The organism is Pseudomonas sp. TE3899, assembly GCF_056279105.1.
In genome coordinates, this window is sequence record NZ_JBWBQR010000001.1 from 5,405,546 (window position 1) to 5,425,234 (window position 19,689).

At 60.5% G+C, this 19,689-nt stretch carries 15 protein-coding genes and 2 pseudogenes; 6 read left to right on the top strand and 11 right to left on the bottom strand.

Translation table 11 applies throughout. The features are described from left to right. Positions 1-72: 72 nt before the first annotated feature. The gene (locus ACZ89E_RS24535) at positions 73-585 is read left to right on the top strand and encodes a dihydrofolate reductase (RefSeq protein ID WP_476256616.1); all 513 of its coding nucleotides are present in this window, start codon (positions 73-75) and stop codon (positions 583-585) included. Between the two features lie 166 nt (positions 586-751). Here ACZ89E_RS24535 and ACZ89E_RS24540 read toward each other — a convergent pair whose 3' ends face one another. Beyond that, positions 752-2,140 carry an L-cystine transporter gene (locus ACZ89E_RS24540; RefSeq protein ID WP_476256617.1) on the bottom strand — a complete coding sequence of 463 codons (1,389 nt, stop codon included), beginning with the start codon at positions 2,138-2,140 and terminating at the stop codon, positions 752-754. Between the two features lie 249 nt (positions 2,141-2,389). Between ACZ89E_RS24540 and ACZ89E_RS24545 the strand changes: the two genes are divergently transcribed. Further along, a complete protein-coding gene (locus ACZ89E_RS24545; protein ID WP_149660299.1) occupies positions 2,390-3,457 on the top strand; it encodes an HAD family hydrolase in 1,068 nt (355 codons plus the stop codon). A 207-nt stretch (positions 3,458-3,664) separates the two neighbouring features. On the opposite strand, the gene ilvD is transcribed toward ACZ89E_RS24545, so the two are convergent. Continuing rightward, positions 3,665-5,506, bottom strand: a complete 1,842-nt coding sequence (gene ilvD, locus ACZ89E_RS24550) for a dihydroxy-acid dehydratase (protein ID WP_133835557.1) — start codon at positions 5,504-5,506, stop codon at positions 3,665-3,667. A gap of 342 nt (positions 5,507-5,848) precedes the next feature. On the opposite strand from ilvD, the gene ACZ89E_RS24555 reads away from it, so the two are divergent. Continuing rightward, positions 5,849-7,540, top strand: coding sequence for a DUF4153 domain-containing protein (locus tag ACZ89E_RS24555; RefSeq protein WP_476256618.1), 1,692 nt, complete (start codon positions 5,849-5,851; stop codon positions 7,538-7,540). Positions 7,541-7,552: 12 nt separating this feature from the next. Here ACZ89E_RS24555 and ACZ89E_RS24560 read toward each other — a convergent pair whose 3' ends face one another. The 4 genes and pseudogenes from ACZ89E_RS24560 to ACZ89E_RS24575 all read right to left on the bottom strand — a co-directional run bounded on the left by ACZ89E_RS24560 (position 7,553) and on the right by ACZ89E_RS24575 (position 12,405). Further along, positions 7,553-8,749 carry a multidrug effflux MFS transporter gene (locus ACZ89E_RS24560; protein WP_463258762.1) on the bottom strand — a complete coding sequence of 399 codons (1,197 nt, stop codon included), beginning with the start codon at positions 8,747-8,749 and terminating at the stop codon, positions 7,553-7,555. Further along, positions 8,742-9,708: pseudogene (locus tag ACZ89E_RS24565) on the bottom strand (diiron oxygenase). The gene ACZ89E_RS24560 and the pseudogene ACZ89E_RS24565 overlap by 8 nt, the downstream one beginning before the upstream one ends. Next, positions 9,705-10,781, bottom strand: coding sequence for a SagB family peptide dehydrogenase (locus ACZ89E_RS24570; protein WP_476256619.1), 1,077 nt, complete (start codon positions 10,779-10,781; stop codon positions 9,705-9,707). Before ACZ89E_RS24570 ends, ACZ89E_RS24565 begins: the two are co-directional and overlap by 4 nt. 427 nt (positions 10,782-11,208) lie before the next feature. Beyond that, the gene (locus ACZ89E_RS24575; RefSeq protein WP_149660305.1) at positions 11,209-12,405 is read right to left on the bottom strand and encodes a class I SAM-dependent rRNA methyltransferase; all 1,197 of its coding nucleotides are present in this window, start codon (positions 12,403-12,405) and stop codon (positions 11,209-11,211) included. Positions 12,406-12,748: 343 nt separating this feature from the next. Here ACZ89E_RS24575 and ACZ89E_RS24580 point away from each other — a divergent pair, with 343 nt between their 5' ends. The 3 genes from ACZ89E_RS24580 to ACZ89E_RS24590 are packed head-to-tail and all read left to right on the top strand — an operon-like array spanning position 12,749 to position 14,799. Further along, positions 12,749-13,564 carry an HDOD domain-containing protein gene (locus tag ACZ89E_RS24580; RefSeq protein ID WP_178129187.1) on the top strand — a complete coding sequence of 272 codons (816 nt, stop codon included), beginning with the start codon at positions 12,749-12,751 and terminating at the stop codon, positions 13,562-13,564. Between the two features lie 44 nt (positions 13,565-13,608). Further along, a complete protein-coding gene (gene mutM, locus ACZ89E_RS24585) occupies positions 13,609-14,421 on the top strand; it encodes a bifunctional DNA-formamidopyrimidine glycosylase/DNA-(apurinic or apyrimidinic site) lyase (protein WP_133835564.1) in 813 nt (270 codons plus the stop codon). Positions 14,422-14,475: 54 nt separating this feature from the next. Further along, the gene (locus ACZ89E_RS24590) at positions 14,476-14,799 is read left to right on the top strand and encodes a multidrug transporter (RefSeq protein WP_149660307.1); all 324 of its coding nucleotides are present in this window, start codon (positions 14,476-14,478) and stop codon (positions 14,797-14,799) included. A 119-nt stretch (positions 14,800-14,918) separates the two neighbouring features. On the opposite strand, the gene ACZ89E_RS24595 is transcribed toward ACZ89E_RS24590, so the two are convergent. From ACZ89E_RS24595 to ACZ89E_RS24615, 5 genes and pseudogenes are all read right to left on the bottom strand, one after another. Next, a complete protein-coding gene (locus ACZ89E_RS24595; RefSeq protein WP_048722619.1) occupies positions 14,919-15,170 on the bottom strand; it encodes a YfhL family 4Fe-4S dicluster ferredoxin in 252 nt (83 codons plus the stop codon). A 102-nt stretch (positions 15,171-15,272) separates the two neighbouring features. Continuing rightward, positions 15,273-15,752: a pantetheine-phosphate adenylyltransferase gene (gene coaD, locus ACZ89E_RS24600; RefSeq protein WP_007945531.1), complete on the bottom strand. Its 480-nt coding sequence runs from the start codon at positions 15,750-15,752 to the stop codon at positions 15,273-15,275. Between the two features lie 115 nt (positions 15,753-15,867). Beyond that, positions 15,868-17,463 carry a GMC family oxidoreductase gene (locus ACZ89E_RS24605; protein WP_476256620.1) on the bottom strand — a complete coding sequence of 532 codons (1,596 nt, stop codon included), beginning with the start codon at positions 17,461-17,463 and terminating at the stop codon, positions 15,868-15,870. Positions 17,464-17,595: 132 nt separating this feature from the next. After that, on the bottom strand, positions 17,596-18,141 hold the full coding sequence (locus ACZ89E_RS24610; RefSeq protein WP_463258757.1) for a twin-arginine translocation pathway signal protein: 546 nt from the start codon (positions 18,139-18,141) through the stop codon (positions 17,596-17,598). A 28-nt stretch (positions 18,142-18,169) separates the two neighbouring features. Next, positions 18,170-19,601 (bottom strand): annotated as a pseudogene (locus ACZ89E_RS24615) (coniferyl aldehyde dehydrogenase). Between the last annotated feature and the right edge of the window lie 88 nt (positions 19,602-19,689).

A 19,689-nucleotide genomic window follows, 5' to 3' on the forward strand; every position in this document is an offset into this window, starting at 1 on the left:
GCTTAGATGAACGGTGAGCATAACCGCTGTGGCGCTTATCGGGAAAAGGGAGGCTCTGGTATCCTCGCCGGCATGACTAAATCACTCCCCCTCAGCCTGATCGCAGCCCTCGGTGAAAACCGCGTGATCGGCGTCGACAACAGCATGCCCTGGCACTTGCCGGGGGACTTCAAATACTTCAAGGCCACCACCCTGGGCAAGCCGATCATCATGGGTCGCAAGACCTGGGATTCCCTCGGTCGTCCGCTGCCGGGCCGGTTGAACATCGTGGTCAGCCGTCAGGTGGATCTGGTGCTGGAAGGCGCGGAGGTTTATCCGTCGCTGGAAGCCGCCGTCGTTCGCGCCGAAGAATGGGCAAAAGCGCAGGGTGTCGATGAGCTGATGCTGATTGGCGGGGCGCAGTTGTATGCGCAAGGGTTGGCGCAGGCTGATCGGCTGTATCTGACGCGCGTGGCGTTGAGCCCGGAAGGGGATGCGTGGTTTCCAGAGTTTGATTTGAACGAATGGAAATTGGTGTCGAACATTGAGAATCCGGCGGTGGAAGATAAGCCGGCATACAACTTCGAGGTTTGGGAGCGCGCATAGATCGTTCCCACGCTTTGCGTGGGAATGCAGCCCGTGACGCTCCGCGTCACTGGACGCGGAGCGTCCCTAGAGGCATTCCCACGCGGGAGCGTGGGAACGATCGGTGCTGCAAGTACAAGCGGATGGGCTTTTTCTTGCAGCTTGCAGCTTGCAGCTTATAGCTCAGCTAGCTCGCTAGCTGCGCATGCTCATCCGCATCCAGCAGCGCTTTATCGGTCTGCTGCATCATCTGGCTGGTAATCGCCCCGGCCGTAATCGACCCGCTGACGTTCAGCGCCGTACGGCCCATGTCGATCAGCGGCTCAACCGAAATCAGCAACGCCACCAGTGACACCGGCAAGCCCATGGCCGGCAGCACGATCAGCGCGGCAAACGTCGCGCCGCCACCCACGCCCGCCACACCGGCCGAACTCAGGGTCACAATCGCCACCAGCGTCGCGATCCACAGCGGATCGAGCGGGTTGATGCCCACGGTCGGCGCAACCATCACCGCCAACATCGCCGGGTACAGACCGGCACAACCGTTCTGGCCAATGGTCGCGCCGAACGAAGCGGCGAAACTGGCGATGGATTGCGGAATGCCCAAACGACGGGTCTGCGCTTCGATGCTCAGCGGAATGCTCGCGGCGCTGGAGCGGCTGGTGAAGGCAAAGGTCAGCACCGGCCAGATCTTGCGGAAGAAGCGCAGCGGGTTGATCCCGGCCGCCGACACCAGCAGACCGTGGACCACGAACATCAGGCCCAGGCCGATATAGGACACCACCACAAAACTGCCGAGCTTGATGATGTCTTGCAGGTTGGAACCGGCGACCACTTTGGTCATCAGCGCCAGCACGCCGTACGGGGTCAGTTTCATCACCAGGCGCACCAGGCGCATCACCCAGGCTTGCAGGGTGTCGATGGCGTTGATCACTTTCTGACCTTTTTCGACGTCATCTTTCAGCAGTTGCAGCGCGGCGACTCCGAGGAACGCAGCGAAGATCACCACGCTGATGATCGAGGTCGGCTTGGCCCGGGCCAGGTCGGCGAACGGGTTCTGCGGGATGAACGACAGCAGCAACTGCGGCACATTCAGGTCCGCCACCTTGCCCGCGTAATCGGTCTGGATCGTTTGCAGGCGCGCCATTTCCTGGGTGCCGGCCACCAGGCCTTCGGCGGTCAGGCCGAACAGGTTGGTCAGGCCGATGCCGATCAGCGCCGCGATGGCGGTGGTGAACAGCAGCGTGCCGATGGTCAGGAAGCTGATCTTGCCCAACGACGAAGCGTTGTGCAGACGGGCCACGGCACTGAGGATCGAGGCGAACACCAGCGGGATCACGATCATTTGCAGCAACTGCACGTAACCGTTGCCGACCAGATCGAACCAGCCGATCGAGGCTTTCAGCACCGGGTTGCCGGCGCCGTAAATCGTGTGCAAGGCCACGCCAAACGCCACGCCCAAGGCCAGTGCCAGCAGGACCTTCTTGGCTAGACTCCAGGAGGTGTGACGGGTTTGCGCCAGGCCCAAGAGCAGGGCGAGGAACACCAGCAGATTGAGAATCAGCGGCAGATTCATAGAGACTCCATAGACTTGTGCCAGCCACCTTCGTGTGTGACTGCGAACCGGCAAGCCTAACAGCTTGATATCTAATGAATTAATACCAAAAACCGAGGTGGACTGTCGTTTTTGGAATAAGCCGGTGTCGCTGTCAGGGATGCAACTGGCGCGAAGGGGACGCAAGCGGTCGCGGGCAGGCGGGAACTGTCACACTTTTTTGTTAGCGTCGATGTCTTTGAATCTGGGTCTCTACAAGGAAGCATGCCGATGAAATTCGCACCGAAAATGCTGGCTGCCGCACTGGGTCTAGGGTTGGGCCTCGCCCTCGCCAGCCAGGCGTTCGCCACGGATTTGAAACACTGGCCAGCCGATCAGGCCAAGGCGCTGGACGCGATGATCGCGGCCAATGCCAACAAGGGTAACTTCGCGGTGTTCGACATGGACAACACCAGTTACCGCTACGACCTCGAAGAGTCGTTGCTGCCGTTCATGGAAAACAAGGGCCTGATCACCCGCGAAACCCTCGACCCCTCCCTGAAGCTGATCCCGTTCAAGGACACCGCCGACCACAAGGAAAGCCTGTTCAGCTATTACTACCGCCTCTGCGAAATCGACGACATGGTTTGCTACCCATGGGTCGCGCAGGTGTTCTCCGGCTTCACCCTGCAAGAACTCAAGGGCTATGTCGATGAGCTGATGGCGTCCGGCAAACCGGTGCCGAGCACGTATTACGACGGCGATGTGGTCAAGACCATCGACGTCCAGCCGCCGAAAGTCTTCACCGGCCAGGCCGAGCTGTACAACAAGCTGATGGAGAACGGTATCGAGGTCTACGTGATGACCGCCGCCTCCGAAGAACTGGTGCGCATGGTCGCGGCTGATCCGAAGTACGGCTACAACGTCAAACCGCAGAACGTGATCGGCGTGACCACGCTGCTCAAGGACCGCAAGACCGGCGAACTGACGACCGCGCGCAAACAGATCAGCGCCGGCAAGTATGACGAGAAGGCCAACCTCGGCCTGGAACTGACCCCGTACCTGTGGACCCCGGCGACCTGGATGGCCGGCAAGCAAGCGGCGATCCTGACTTACATCGATGAATGGAAAAAACCGGTGCTGGTGGGCGGCGATACCCCGAGCAGCGACGGCTACATGCTGTTCCACAGCGTCGACGTGGCCAAGGGCGGCATTCATTTGTGGGTCAACCGCAAAGACAAATACATGACCCAGATTAACGGCATGATGGCCAAGCACGCCGCGGCCCAGGCCAAGGAAGGGTTGCCGGTGACGGCGGACAAGAATTGGGTGATCGTGAAACCGGAAGAGATTCAGTAAGACCCGGCGCTCGATTCCACCGTGATGGTCGTTCCCACGCTCCTGCGTGGGAATGCAGCCCGTGACGCTCCGCGTCACTGGACGCGGAGCGTCCCTTGAGGCATTCCCACGCGGGAGCGTGGGAACGATCAAGCGGCGAGCTGCAAGCCGCAAGTAAGAACCGCTTTGCTCTTTCTTGCCGCTTGTAGCTCATTGCTTGTAACTGCTTTAGATCCCGTCGAGCATCGCCTTGTTACGCACGGCACCCTTGTCGGCGCTGGTGGCCAGCAGGGCGTAGGCTTTGAGTGCGGTGGTCACTTTGCGTGGACGTTTTTCCACCGGTTTCCAGCCTTTCTGATCCTGCTCGACCCGGCGTGCCGCCAGTTCTTCATCGCTGACCAACAGGTTGATCGAGCGGTTTGGAATGTCGATCAGTACCTTGTCGCCATCCTGCACCAGGCCAATTGCGCCGCCGGCAGCGGCTTCTGGCGAAGCGTGGCCGATGGACAGGCCCGAGGTGCCGCCGGAGAAGCGACCGTCGGTGAGCAAGGCGCAAGCTTTGCCCAGGCCTTTGGATTTCAGGTAGGACGTCGGGTACAGCATTTCCTGCATGCCCGGGCCGCCTTTCGGGCCTTCGTAACGGATGATCACGATATCGCCGGCCTTCACTTCGTCAGCGAGGATGCCGCGCACGGCGCTGTCCTGGCTTTCAAAGATCTTCGCGTTGCCTTCGAACACGTGGATCGACTCGTCGACGCCAGCGGTTTTCACCACGCAACCGTCGAGGGCGATGTTGCCGTACAGAACGGCCAGGCCACCTTCTTGCGAATAAGCGTGCTCGACACTGCGGATACAGCCGTTTTCACGGTCGTCGTCCAGGGTTTCCCAACGGGTCGACTGGCTGAACGCAGTTTGCGTCGGGATGCCCGCAGGACCGGCCTTGAAGAAGTGATGCACCGCTTCGTCGGTGGTTTGGGTGATATCCCACTTGGCAATGCCTTCGGCCATGGACTTGCTGTGCACGGTCGGCAGCTCGGTGTGCAACAGGCCGCCACGGGCCAGCGAGCCGAGGATGCTGAAGATCCCGCCGGCGCGGTGAACGTCTTCCATGTGGTACTTCTGGATGTTCGGCGCGACTTTGCACAGTTGCGGTACGTGGCGGGAGAGGCGGTCGATGTCCTTCAGGTCGAAGTCGATCTCGGCTTCCTGGGCGGCGGCCAGCAAGTGCAGGATGGTATTGGTGGAACCGCCCATGGCGATGTCCAGGGTCATGGCGTTTTCGAACGCCTTGAAGTTGGCGATGTTGCGCGGCAACACCGACTCATCGTTGTCGCCGTAGTAACGCTTGCACAGGTCGACGATGGTGCGGCCGGCTTGCAGGAACAGCTGTTCGCGGTCGCTGTGGGTCGCGAGGGTCGAACCGTTGCCCGGCAAGGCCAGGCCCAGGGCTTCAACCAGGCAGTTCATCGAGTTGGCGGTGAACATGCCGGAGCACGAACCGCACGTCGGGCAGGCGCTGCGCTCGTACTCAGCGACTTTCTCGTCAGAAGCGCTGGAGTCGGCGGCGATCACCATGGCATCGACCAGGTCGAGACCGTGGCTGGCCAGTTTGGTCTTGCCGGCTTCCATCGGGCCGCCGGACACGAAGATCACCGGGATGTTCAGGCGCAAGGCGGCCATCAGCATGCCGGGGGTGATCTTGTCGCAGTTGGAGATGCAGACGATGGCGTCGGCGCAGTGGGCGTTGACCATGTATTCGACGGAGTCGGCGATGATCTCGCGGCTCGGCAGCGAATAGAGCATGCCGTCGTGGCCCATGGCGATGCCGTCATCCACAGCGATGGTGTTGAATTCTTTGGCAACGCCACCGGCCCGTTCGATCTCGCGGGCGACCAGTTGGCCCAGGTCCTTGAGGTGGACGTGGCCCGGTACGAACTGGGTGAAGGAGTTGGCAATGGCGATGATCGGCTTCTTGAAGTCGTCATCTTTCATCCCCGTGGCGCGCCACAGTGCGCGGGCACCGGCCATGTTGCGGCCGTGGGTGGATGTTTTCGAGCGGTAATCAGGCATGGAGCACTCCGGGCGGCTAATCAGGTATCAAAGGGGAGTGAGCTTCTATTGACGTCTGGAACACTCAGAAATGGCCGTGTGTCCGGAAGTTGCCGATGACTTTGCGGGATCGCCGCTTGCCTCAGCCTGAGCTCATAAACCCGCCGGGGGATGAATGGCGATGAATCTCGCGATTCTACACCGCTGGCGTCAGGAGGGAATGGCTCAAAGTGTTGATCCAGCCCTGACGCCGTGTGCGGGATGACCATCGGTAAGGTGAACAAGCCTCCCGTGGGGATATCAGCACACGGGACGCTTGGCTAAACTGCCGCCCTTCGCGTAATCGCACCAAAAGGAATTGGCATGCCGCTGTTCAATCGCTCGTTGTGGTTTTACCTGCTCATCGGTCTGTGCCAGGGGGTGGTTTTCTGGCAGATCGAGTCATTTGGTTCACGCGGCGTGCTGGCGGCGAGCCTGACGCTGGTCGTGGTCGGGGGGCTGGTCCTGCAACTGCTCGGCCCAAAACTCAAGGACCGCCGGGTGCTGGCGCTGACGCTGGGCTTTTGCCTGTTGATGATGGCAATCAGTTCCTGGGTTCAACAGACCGGCCTCGATAACGGCAATCGTTGGTTGATGGAGAATTGGCTGTTAACCGGCGTGCCGTTGAGCTACGTGGTGTGTGCGTTTCTCGCCAGTTGGCCCTCGGGCACCGGCCGGCGCTGGGACTATGCTGATCTGTACCACAGCGCCTGGAGCCATGTGTTCGTGGTGTTTTTTGCACTGATGCTGACGGGCGTGTTCAGCCTGTTGCTGCTGCTCTGGAGCAAGTTGTTCCTCATGCTGGGCATCGATTTTTTTGCCGAGCAGTTCTCCTCCCGGGTCTTTATCTGCCTCAGCCTGTCGGTTGTCTTCTCCCTGGCCATGCGCCTGGGCCTGCACAACGAAAGAGTCATCGGCATGTTGCGGGGCGTCTTGTTGGCGGCCTGTCATTTCCTGTTGCCGTTGATCACCCTGATTACGGTCCTGTTTACCGTGACATTGCCCTTTACCGGCGTGCAAAAGATCTGGGACACCGGCTACTCGACCCCGATTCTGTTGTGCCTGGTGGGGACGTACCTGTTTTTGCTCAACGGGGTGTTCCAGGACGGGCGCCAGGCCAAGCCTTATCCGGCGTGGCTGATGCGCTGTGTCGAGGCGGGTTTGCTGTGCTTGCCAGTGCTGGTGGCGTTGTCCGGGTATTCCAGCTGGCTGCGTGTCGAGCAATACGGCTTGTCGCCCCGGCGTTTCATGGGGCTGTTGCTGGTCGCGATCTTCGCGGCGTACAGCCTGGCGGCGATGTTGGCCGTGGTGCAACGCAATGCCTTCTGGCTCAACGGGCTGCGGCGCAGCAACCCGGCCCTGGCCTTGGCGGTATGCCTGCTATTGGTGCTGATTAATACACCCTGGTTCAACGGCCAATCCTTCAGCGCACGGGATCAGGTGCACCGCTTGCTGGATGGCCGCACGTCGGTGCTGACGTTCGATAGCAATTACCTGCGCAATGGTTTGGGTACGGCCGGTCGGCAGCAGTTCGAGGCGTTGTCCGAACGGGTTGAACGCGATGAGGTGCTCGATGCGCCTTCGCGAGAGGTGCTGCGCGCCCAGATCAAACGCACGCCCGGTGAATCCACGGTTGAGCCCCGACCCTATACACCGAGCCCGGTGAACCTGGAATGGATCGGCCCGAAAGTGGACGGCAGCGAGCAATTCATCAGCCTCAACAGTCGCCAGCTTCAGTGCCAGGATGCTGGTTGCGTGATGTGGGGCGTCGACCTTGATGGCGATGGCCAGGCTGAAGTGGTGCAATTCAATCAGCAGCCGTGGGACCACCGGGCGTTGCTCTACAAACGTGCCGCTGACGGCGAGTGGCAATACGTCACCGTGCTGCTGGGCGCCAATCTCTCGCCGCAGAACCTGAATCGGCTGCGCGCCGGTGACGTCAAGATCATCGAGCCGCGCTTCAAGAGCGTGCAAATAGGCGACCTCACATTGGCCCCCGAACCTGAGGAGCAATGACTTCCACTGGCTTCAGGCCTCACTCAAGGCCGGGCTGCGCAGGCGGAGATGGCTGCACACCACCAGCCCGATGCTGCTCAGGACGATGAAGGCGAGTGCCAGCGTCAGTTGCAATTCGAAGGGACTCAGGCTGATCAGGGCGCTGATCAGGCCGCCCGAGACGAAGATCAGGGAACTGCCGGCTGACGCCGAGGTGCCGGCCATTTCCGGAAAAACGTCCATCGCCATCGAAGTGGCGACTGGCCGGGCGATGGTGGTGCCGGCGGTGCAGATGATCATCGGGACCAGTACGGTGAAGGTCGATAACCCCAGCCACGCTGAAAGCACCAGCATCACCAGGCCCGAAAAGAGGATCAGGCCCAGGCCCACGACGATCTGCGTAGTGGGTGCGATCCGGCCGCCGAGGAACCGGGCGACGATGCCGCCGATGATGTAGGCCAGGCCATAGAGCAGCAGGATCAGCGAAAATTCGTAGGGCGTGAGGTGCAACTGCTCCATGAAAATCAGCGGCGAAATGACGATGAAGGAAAAGTGGCAGGCAAAGGCGATTGAGGAGATCAGCCAATACCCCATGAACCCGGCATCGCGATAGACCAGGCGGTATGACTGGGCGATGCTGCGCCGTATGACGTTGGCGGGACGCTGGTTTTCAAGAAACAGGCAGGCTTTCAGAAACACCGCGCCGGCCAGGACGATGAAGATCACAAAGCTGCCGGGCCAGTCCATGGCTTGTTGCAGCAGGGTCCCGGCCAGAGGCGAAATGGAAATGCAGATGCCGCTGGCGGTCACCAACAGTATCCGCAAGCGATCCCGATCCTTGCCTTCGAACAGGTCTTGCACCAGGGCTTGCGTGAGCACGAAGCAGCCGCAGCCGACAGCCTGGACCACACGGAACAGCAGGAACCAGGAATACTCGGTGGAAAGCATGCAACCCGCCGCGCCGATGATCGCAACGGCCATTCCGGACAGCAGCAGGCCTTTGCGCCCAATGATGTCCGACAACGGCCCGATCAGCAGTTGAGACAGGGAGATACCGACGGCGAACAGGCTGATGGATAACGCAATGTCGGTCGGGGTGGTCTGAAAGTGTTGGGCCAGTGCCGGAAACGACGGCAACAGAACATCCAGCGGAAAGACCCCGAGCACCACCATGGTCATTAACAGGATGACGGCGGCACGTCGTTTATCAGCAGGTTTTCCTTCATCCATCCACGAGCCCTGCCTGTGCGAAAAGTTGCTGGTTGGCGCGCAGGTCGAAAAACCCTGCGCTGTGTAAGGCCTGGAGCGTGGCGCCGGCCCCCGAGCGAGCCCGCAGCACGGTGGCTTGCTCGCCCGTCAGCCCATCGAGAATGTCTGCGATAACGGCATTGTTCAGGCCTACGCTGTGCAGGCTTGCCTTCAGCCATCGCTCATCGACTTCAAAGAACAACAGAATGATGTCCACCAGCAGTTTGGCGGTGAACGTGCGTTGACTGCTGTTCAGGGTCAGCCACAGGTAGTGGAACACTTCTGAAAAATAGCGACTGTGGCGCGCCTCGTCCGTCAGGTGATCCCTGAGCATTTCCTGGACGCTGGAGACTAGTCCATCACGGCAAACTTCGAGCAGTTCCCTGGCGATGATCGTCTCTGACACGAAACCGACCATAAACCAGGCCAGTGCCTTGTGCCGGTCCGGGGCCTGGTCCAGCAGGGCATTGAGCCGGGATATCCGCCGTGGCATCGCTGGCCGCTGGGTGATGCCGTAATGACCGGCAACCTGCTCGGCGAGGCTGTTGGAGAACAACGCGTGAAAACCTTCATCGGTGTAGAGCTGCAACGCAGCGGTTTTCATGCGCGGCGGAATGCTCACATCCAGCTCGCCGTGGACGATGGTTTTCTACGGCGCGGTTGACGATGCGATGTTCGAGCAGGGTGGTGTAGTCGAGGAAATACACCAGGTGGTTGGCCGATAAGCGATGGATGACCGATTGGCCCGCGGCTTCGATGCTCGGGTGACTGAGGTAGGGCAGAAAGGCTGGCGGAAACCAGTGACGGGTTTCCAGTTGCTGCTTCAGGTCCGGCGGCAAGAGGTAGGTGTGCTCGCTGGCGCGCACCGAGGCTCGGGTATCCCATTCGCCAAGGGTGAAACGCCGGGCCCAGAATTCCGGGACAGAGGAGGCACCGGTCATTGTTGCGGGCCCTCGTTCAACAACGCTTTCAACTCCTTGCACATCGCCTGGCCATCGCTCTGGCCGCAACCGACAAAAAACAACGGTTGTTCCGCGCTGTCTTCAAGCCCCAGCAGTGTTTCCACCTGATCGTCCGTCAGTGCCCCCGTCAGCCAGGTATTCAGGCCCAGTGCAGTCGCCACCAGTTGGAACGTCTGGGAAATATGACCGGCCTCGACGTAGGCCATTCGGTAGGCCCGGGAGTGTTGGTATTTCCACCACAGTTTGTCGAAGCGCGCACTGATGAACAGGCCCACGGGCAAGTTGTTGATGAAGTGTTGCCCACACAGCAACTGACCCAGCGGCGAGCCGGGCAACGGGTTGATAAAGCTCAGCGCGTGATCAGCCGGATGGTAGGCGTAGAGCCCGGGCTCCAGGCCTGTGACGTTCTGCGCCAGAAGAAACCCTTCACAGGCATTCAAGCCTCCCCCCGAAGGGCTGCTGCGGCGGGCGGCCAGGCCTTCGGCGATCGTTTCATCGACGTCGTATTCGCGCTCTTTAAGGTAGCCGAGGGACAAATACAGCAGGTTACTGATATCGCCGAGAGAAACCGCTTCACCGGTGAACGAGCGACAGGTCTTGCGGCGGACCAGGGCATCGCCGAGGCTCTCGGCCGGCAACCCGGAAGGCGCGGGCAGGGCAATCATCCCGGTGGCCGCACGGTGCGCGAGATCGGCGTCGGGTGCGCCGCAGGTCAATACTTCGGTGCAATGGTCCAGATAGTGTCTCGACCATTCATGAATATTCTGCGGTATGTATTGGCAAGGTATGTTCTTGGTGCCGATATGAAAGATCTTTGATAGTTCATCCCAGCCCCAGTCTTGAGGCGCTTCTATTGAAGTTGTCAGTATTCCTGTATTCAAGAATTGAGTGTCGATTATATTGGCGCTGTCGAATACTTCTGTATTGTCGATAAGTTGTGCAAGCCGGATTGAGTAATCCAGGTTTAGTTCGAATTGCTTGTGGTTTCTGTAATCCCAGACTATTTGCCCGGGTGTGCGAGGCAGTATGAATAGATGAGGGTTTATCTGCATGACGGGCGCTTCACTCTGGGCTGGGCCATGGAAAACGCTGGGTAAGCCGGCACTCCCCAGCGTCTTGCCTACTTAACGGGCTTTAGGGGCAACCAGAAAAGCCAGGTTAGCGATTTTGTTGGTTTCCAGAGTAACTGCTTTCATGTTTTTAACTCCTTGTAAGTGATAGTGAGTGCCACCGCTTGGTGACAACTCAATCATAGTTTGTAATGAGTTCTTATCAAGGGGTAAAACGGTAGGAAATATCCAGTAATTTTGTGGGAGCGATCTTTAGGTTGAAGGGTGCTTGTAAGTCTTATTCTTTAGAATAAAAGATGCAGGGAAACTTCCTGCACGTCTGTAGGACGGCAAGTGTAAGAAATAGAAGGATTCAGTGGGGGTAGAACGCAAACGGGGAGCCTGCTGACTCCCCGTCAAACCCGCGTAATCAGCTGTTTGGCAGCAGGCGGCAGGTGATGCTCTTGATGTAGCGGGTCTCGGCGATGGCCGGATGTACCGGATGATCCGGACCCTGACCGCCACGTTCCAGCATCTGGATGTTGCGATCCAGGTGACGGGCGCTGGTCAGCAGGATGTTCTGCAGGTCATCTTCCGGCAGGTGCATGGAGCACGAAGCACTGATGAGGATGCCGTCCTTGCTGAGCAGGCGCATGGCTTGCTCGTTCAGGCGACGGTAAGCGCCTTCACCGTTCTTCATGTCTTTCTTGCGTTTGATGAACGCCGGCGGGTCGGCCACGATCACGTCGAAACGCTCTTCGCTGGCTTTCAGCTCTTTCAGGGCTTCGAAGACATCGCCTTCGACGCAGGTCATTTTCTCGGCGACGCCGTTCAGTGCGGCGTTGCGCTCGACGCCGTCGAGGGCGAAGGCCGACGAGTCGACGCAGAACACTTCACTGGCGCCGAACGCGGCCGCTTGCACGCCCCAGCCGCCGATGTAGCTGTACAGGTCCAGCACGCGTTTGCCTTTGGCATACGGCGCCAGGCGTGCGCGGTTCATGCGGTGGTCGTAGAACCAGCCGGTTTTCTGGCCCTGGATGACCGGCGCTTCGAATTTCACGCCGTTCTCTTCCAGCGCCACCCACTCCGGCACCAGGCCGAACACGGTTTCGACGTAGCGGTTGAGGCCTTCGGCGTCGCGAGCGGCGGAATCGTTCTTGAACAGAATCCCGCTTGGCTTGAGCACTTGGGTCAGCGCCGCGATCACGTCATCTTTATGGGCTTCCATGGTCGCCGAAGCGATCTGCACGACCAGGATGTCGCCGAAACGGTCGACCACCAGGCCTGGCAACAGGTCGGAATCACCGTAGACCAGGCGATAGAACGGCTTGTCGAACAGGCGATCGCGCAGGGACAGGGCGACGTTCAGGCGATGCACCAGCAGCGATTTGTCCAGCGGCAACTTGATGTCGCGCGACAGCAGGCGGGCGCAGATCAGGTTGTTCGGGCTCATGGCGACGATGCCCAGCGGCTTGCCGCCGGCGGCTTCGAGGATCGCCTGGTCACCGGCCTTGAAGCCGTGCAACGGGGTGGCGGCCACGTCGATTTCGTTGCTGTAGACCCACAAGTGGCCGTTTCGCAGGCGTCGGTCGGCGTTGGCTTTGAGGCGCAGGCTAGGCAGGGACATGACGTCGCTCCGGAAAAAAGAGCGGGAGTATAGCGTGTTGCGCCTAAGGTTAGGTCTGCGAGTAGACCTGTGGCGAGGGGGCTTGTCGGAATGCCGCATCACCCCGTTCGGCTGCGAAGCAGTCGTTGCTTTTTGGGCCGGCTCCGCCGTCCAACGGGGGCAAGCCCCCTCGCCACAGGAAGCCGCCTGAGCTTGGGCACTCGATGAAATTTTCGTCGATCTGCCGGCCAGTGTGTCGGATCCAACTTTATAAGGGTTAGAATCCCCGCCTGTCCCAGAGTGTGTACTTATGTCCCAAGAGCTGAGTTCCGAACAGATTCAACAGTCCCTGCAAGGCATCAGCGTGCCGGCCCAGCCGCAGATCATGGTGGATCTGCAGATGGAGCAGTACATGCCCGACCCGGACCTGGAAGTGATCGCGAAGCTGATTTCCCAGGACCCGGGCCTCTCCGGGGCGCTGCTGAAAATCGTCAACTCGCCGTATTACGGCTTGAGTAACAAGATCGCCTCGATCCAGCGTGCGGTGAACCTGCTGGGCAGCCGCTCGATCATCAACCTGATCAATGCGCAGTCGATCAAGGGCGAGATGAATGACGACACGATCGTCACCCTGAACCGGTTCTGGGACACGGCTCAGGATGTGGCGATGACCTGCCTGACCCTGGCCAAGCGCATCGGCTCCCAGGCCGGCGACGAGGCGTATGCGCTGGGCCTGTTCCACGATTGCGGCGTGCCGCTGATGCTCAAGCGTTTCCCGGATTACATGAAGACCCTGGAACTGGCCTACGCCGACGCCAGCGCTGAAAACCGGGTCGTGGACACCGAAAACCGCGTGTTCAACACCAACCATGCGGTGGTCGGCTATTACACCGCCAAGTCCTGGCGTCTGCCGGAACACATCACCTCTGCCATCGCCAATCACCACAACGCCCTGGCGATCTTCACCGATGAGTCCTCGCGCAACACGCAGATGAAAAACCTGCTGTCGATCCTGAAAATGGCCGAGCACATTTGCGCGTCCTATCGGGTGTTGGGCAATCAGACCGAAGATCATGAGTGGAACAGCGTCGGGCCGTTGGTGCTCGATTATGTCGGCCTGTCGGATTACGATTTCGAGACCCTGAAACAAACGATCCGCGACCTGGGTAGCCACCACTGAAGATCAGCCATTGCCTGATCAATCGCGTCTGATTCGAGAGCACCATGCCTGAACTGCCGGAAGTTGAAACCACCCGCCGGGGCATCGCCCCGCACCTGGAAGGCCAGCGCGTCAGCCGGGTCATCGTGCGTGAGCGGCGCCTGCGCTGGCCGATTCCCGAAGACCTGGACGTGCGCCTGTCCGGCCAGCGCATCGTGCTGGTGGAGCGTCGCGCCAAGTACCTGTTGATCAATGCCGAGGTCGGGACGCTGATCAGCCACTTGGGCATGTCGGGCAACCTGCGGCTGGTGGAAGTCGGTTCGCCGGCGGCCAAGCATGAGCATGTGGATATCGAACTGGAATCCGGCCTGGCCCTGCGCTACACCGACCCACGGCGGTTTGGCGCGATGCTGTGGAGCCTCGATCCGCTCAATCACGAATTGCTGATTCGCCTGGGGCCGGAGCCGTTGACCGACCTGTTCGACGGCGAGCGTCTGTTCCAGCAATCGCGCAACCGCTCGATGGCGGTCAAGCCGTTCATCATGGACAACGCGGTGGTGGTGGGGGTGGGCAATATCTATGCGACCGAAGCCTTGTTCGCCGCCGGCATCGACCCGCGCCGTGAAGCCAAGAGCATTTCCCGGGCGCGTTATCTGAAACTGGCGATCGAGATCAAACGCATCCTCGCCCACGCCATCGAACGGGGCGGCACTACGTTGCGCGACTTTATCGGCGGTGACGGCCAGCCGGGTTATTTCCAGCAGGAACTGTTCGTCTATGGCCGTGGCAGTGAGCCGTGCAAAGTCTGCGGCACGGAGTTGCGCAGTGTGATGCTGGGCCAGCGCGCCAGCGTCTTTTGCCCACGCTGCCAGAGCTGATACGCGTGACGGTCTATAGTCAGTGTTCTGACTGCCTAGCCGAAGGACCGTGCCATGAATTCGTTTCGAACCTTTGTCGTTGCCTTGCTGCTGAGCACCGGCCTGCCGGCGCTGGCGGCTGACAACGGCAGTGGCGACCCGCGCTACACCATTCAGAACCCACCGGCCTACGCCATGATCGGCGACTTGCTGATTGCCCGACCCTTGCTGGTCGCGGCGACGGTGATTGGTGCGGGGGTGTTTGTGGTGTCGTTGCCGTTTACCGCGCTGGGTGGCGGTGTGGGCGATGCGGGGCAGGCGTTGGTGGTCGATCCGGCGAAAGCCGCGTTTGTGCGGTGCCTGGGGTGTGTCGGGGAAGGGTTTGAGCAGCGGGAGTGAGCTTTAAAAGCTTCGCGGGCAAGCCTCGCTCCTACAGGGATCGCGCTAATTCATGATTGGCGCAAGACCTGTAGGAGCGAGGCTTGCCCGCGAAGGCGCCCTCACAGACGCCAAAGGAATCAAGCCTTACCGGTAATGACCCGATACTTCGCCATCAACTGCTCTTCAGTCTCCGGATGCGCCTCGTCCAGCGGAATGCAATCCACCGGGCAGACCTGTTGGCACTGAGGCTCATCGTAGTGGCCGACACATTGTGTGCACAGGTTCGGGTCGATCACGTAGATCTCTTCGCCCTGGGAAATGGCGGCGTTCGGGCACTCGGGTTCGCAGACGTCGCAGTTGATGCAATCGTCGGTGATGATCAGGGACATGCTAACTCCAGCCGGGGCGGCAGGCCCGGGCGCAATAAACCAATGCGCGCAATTGTGCCGCATTGGCGCCCGCAGTGCACGCGGGCGCCGCTTGAGCGGTCGTTACTTCTTGAAGCGCTCGGTGAGGGCGTCCGCCACCGCCGGGTGGACAAACTTGGTGATATCGCCGCCCAGGGCCGCGATTTCACGCACCAGCGTCGAGGAAATGAACGAATAACGTTCGGAAGGCGTAAGAAACAGGCTTTCCACATCCGGCGCCAATTGGCGGTTCATGTTGGCCAGCTGGAATTCGTATTCGAAGTCTGACACTGCGCGCAAGCCACGCAGGAACACATTGGCGTTCTTCTCTTTGGCAAAGTGCGCCAGCAGTGTCGAGAAGCCGACGACTTCCACGTTGGGCAGATGTTTAGTGACCTCGCGGGCCAGCTCCACACGCTGTTCCAGGGGAAACAACGGGTTTTTCTTCGGGCTGGCAGCGACGGCGATGATCACGTGATCGAACAGGCGCGCGGCGCGTTCGACCAGATCGCCATGGCCCTTGGTAATAGGGTCGAAGGTACCTGGGTACAACACTCGGTTCATCGCGTCGTCCTGGCGGGAGTCCGTTGGGGACTCGGATGGTATCGCAGCCTTCCCGGTCGGGAAAGTCGCCTGTTAGGTAAGAAAGCACTATAGACGATAGGAATAGTGTGGTTTTTCATGGGTTTTTCAGGCGTTCGGCCAACGCCGTCGCCAGTTGTGCCGTCAGCCCGTACACCGACAATTGCGGGTTTGCGCCAATGCTGGTGGGGAACAGCGAGCCGTCGTGGATCGACAGATTACTCAGCTGGTGATGCCGGCCAAGGCTGTCGGTCACGGCATTCTTCGGGTCTTCGCCCATCGCGCACCCGCCCATCACATGGGCGCTGCCCAGGCGTGTGCGATACAGCTCAAGGCTCAAACCGTCGATCAGGCTGCGAGCCTCGGCGAGGGTTTTGACGTAACGCGCATCGGCGTGCATCGGCATGACCGCTTTGGCGCCGCCAGCGAACTGGATCTCGGCCATGCTGTGGAACGCCCGGCGTAAACCGTCCCAGGCGTAGGGCGAAACCTGATAATCGAGCACTGGCGTGCCGTCGCCGCGCAACTCGACACTGCCGCCGGGGCTGTCCGGGTGGAAACCGTCCCGCAGCAAGGCCAGCATGGCGTGGGTGTGGGGCAGGTTTTCCATGTGCTGGGAGTTTTCTTTACCAAAGCCGCCGAGCAAGGTCGCCGCCAACGCCGGTTGCAGCGGCGGCACTTCGAGTTTGTAAGACATTTTGCCGGTGGTGCCGTCCTGCCATTGGAAATGGTCGGAATAGATCGACTGCGGTGCGCCATAGAACGGGTTGATCACCTCGTCGAACAGCCCGGCGGACATGTTCACCAGATGCAGGAAGGTGCGGGTGCCCAGGCGTTTATGCGGGTCTGGCGCATCGGAACGCAGCAGCAACGCCGGGCTGTTGATCCCGCCACCGGCCAGTACGTAATGCCGCGCCTTGACCGTGATGCGGCGACCGGTCGGCGCCACGCAACGCTCATCCATCGCCACGCAATTCAGGCCAGTGACCTTGCCATCCTTGATCGACAACTTTTCGGCGCGGGCCAGGTACAGCAACTCGCCACCCTTTTCCAGGGTCGCCGGAATGGTCGTCACCATCATCGATTGCTTGGCGTTGGTCGGGCAGCCCATGCCGCAGTAGCCGAGGTTCCAGCAGCCGCGCACGTTGCGCGGGATCACGTGCCAGCTATAACCGAGTTGCTCGCAGCCTTTGCGGATCACGTCGTTATTGGCATTGGGCGGAACCAGCCACGGGGCGACGCCGAGGCGTTGTTCCATTTTCTCGAACCACGGCGCCATCTCTGCCGGGCTGTGACCTTTGACGTTGTGTTCTTTGGCCCAGTGTTCGAGGGTCGGGTCCGGGGTGCGGAAGCTTGAGGTCCAGTTGATCAACGTGGTGCCGCCCACCGCTCGGCCCTGGAGAATGGTGATCGCGCCGTCCTTGCTCATGCGCCCGATGCCTTCCTGGTAGAGGCTGGCGTAGGCCTGGTCTTCGAGCATCTTGAAGTCGCTGCTGGTCTTGAGCGGGCCTTCTTCGATCAGCAACACCTTGTAGCCGGCGGCGCTAAGGATTTCGGCCGTGGTGCCGCCGCCGGCACCGCTGCCGATGATGGCCACGTCGGCTTCCAGGGTCAGGTCCTGGGTCAGTTGCGCGCCGTTGTAGGTTTTCCAGCCGCGGGCCAGGCCTTCGCGGAACGGATCGGGTACGGGCATGTTTGGGGTCTCTTCTTATTTTTGGATTCAGTGGTGAGGCGGCTGGCGCCTTCGCGGGCAAGCCTCGCTCCTACAAGGGGAACGCGTGCCTTCGTAGGAGCGAGGCTTGCCCGCGAAGGGCGAGACACGGTCTTAAACGGTAGGCGGCCCGGGATAACCGCAATGCGCCCAGGACTCCGCCCGGCTGTACCACGCCATCATCACCAGTTGCAGCAACGAGCTATGCCCCATGCGCAGCAAGCTCAGCGAACTGTTTTCCCAGCGATCCAGGAAGTGCCGGATCTCATCGGCGGAAGCATTTTCCCAACTGCCCCAGATCCCGGTCAGCGGCCCACGGGTCACGGCCATGCCGAGCACATCGAATAATTGCCGGGTCAGTTTGAGCATTTCCGGCGACAGGTGATTGAGGCCGTTATCCAGGGTTTTCAGGGTGCCATCGACGGCGGCCGGCATGTTTGCGCTGACCACGGCGCCGTCGAGCATCACCGGGATCAGCGCGCGCAAAAACAGCAGGTCGCCGCTACGCAGAATCGCGAAACCGTCAGCGGAAATACTGGAGGAGCAACCGCTGAGGCTGGCGCCCAATCCCGCCGTGGCGAGGAAGACGCTGGCGCCCAGACTGAATTTCAGTAAGCCGCGCCGTGACAGCGCGGGTGTAGCGGACAGGCTTGGGTTCATTATTGTTATTACCCGGCGGTGATGATTGTTAGCGGATAAACAGCTTCTGAATCAGTTTCTGGATGGCTTTGCCGTACGGCGGGTAAATCAGCTTCGCCGCGTTGAACCGCTGTTTGATCAGCACACCCTTGGCCTTGCTGAAGGTCAGGAAACCTTCGTGGCCGTGGTAATGGCCCATGCCCGAGGCACCGATGCCGCCGAACGGCATGTCGTCCTGGGCTACGTGCAACAGCGTGTCGTTGAGGCATACGCCGCCGGAATGGGTCTCGTGGAGCACGCGGTTTTGCTCGCGCTTGTCGTAGCCGAAGTAGTACAGCGCCAGCGGACGAGGCCGTTGATTGATGTAGGCAAACGCCTGGTCCAGATCGCTGTACGGCACGATCGGCAGCACCGGGCCGAAGATTTCATCCTGCATTACTGTCATGTCGTCGCTGACATTGAGCAGCAGGCTATGGCCCATGCGTCGGCCCTGGCCCTGGTCAAACAGCGGAATCAGCAGCGCACCCTTGCTGGTCGCGTCGCTGAGGTAGCCGTTGAGCCGCGCCAGTTGTCGGTCATTGATGATCGCGGTGTAGTCCGGGTTGTCAGTCAGGGTCGGATAAAACCCGCGAACCGCCTGGCGATAAGCTTCGACGAAGGAGCCGACGCGGTCTTCCGGTACCAGCACGTAGTCCGGGGCCACGCAGGTTTGCCCGGCGTTGAGGGTCTTGCCGAAGGCGATGCGCTCGGCGGCGTCCTTGAGCGGCACGTCCCGGGAGACGATGGCCGGGGAACTTGCCGCCCAGTTCGAGGGTCACCGGGGTCAGGTTCTCCGCTGCCGCGCGCATCACGTGTTTGCCGATGCTGGTGGCGCCGGTAAACAGCAAATGATCGAAACGCAGGCGGGAGAACGCGACGCCGATATCCGCCTCGCCCAGTACCACGCAGACCAGATCTGTCGGAAAGATCCGTGCGAGCAATGCCTTGAGCAGCAAGCCCGTGGCGGGCGTGGACTCGCTGAGTTTGAGCATCACCCGATTACCCGCCGCCAACGCTCCCACCAGCGGGCCGATGGCCAGGTACAGCGGGTAGTTCCAGGGCACGATCACGCCGACCACGCCCAATGGCTGGTAAACGACTTTGGCTGAAGCGGGTTGAAAGGCGATGCCGACCTTGCGCCGCGACGGTTTCATCCAGCCTTTGAGGTGCTGGCTGGCGTAATGGATGCCGTGCAGGCTGGGCATCAGCTCGGCGAGCAGGGTTTCATCGGCGCTGCGGTGGCTGAAATCCTGGCTGATCGCATCGATCAGGGCTTGGCGTTCATGGCTCAAGAGATCGCGCAATGCCTTGAGCCATTGCTGGCGCTGACCGGCGGTTGGCATCGGGTTGGCGGCGTAAGCGGCGCGCTGCGCATTGAACAAAGTCTGGAGCTCATCCAAAGGCTGCTGTAGGTTCTGCAGGTAGGCAATGTCGGCAGTCATCGTCGGCTCCGGATTTATTGTAATGAGGGACTTTTTAGAGTCTATGCTCTAGAAAGTCAAATGACTTCCTGATGCAGCATGGTTTTAT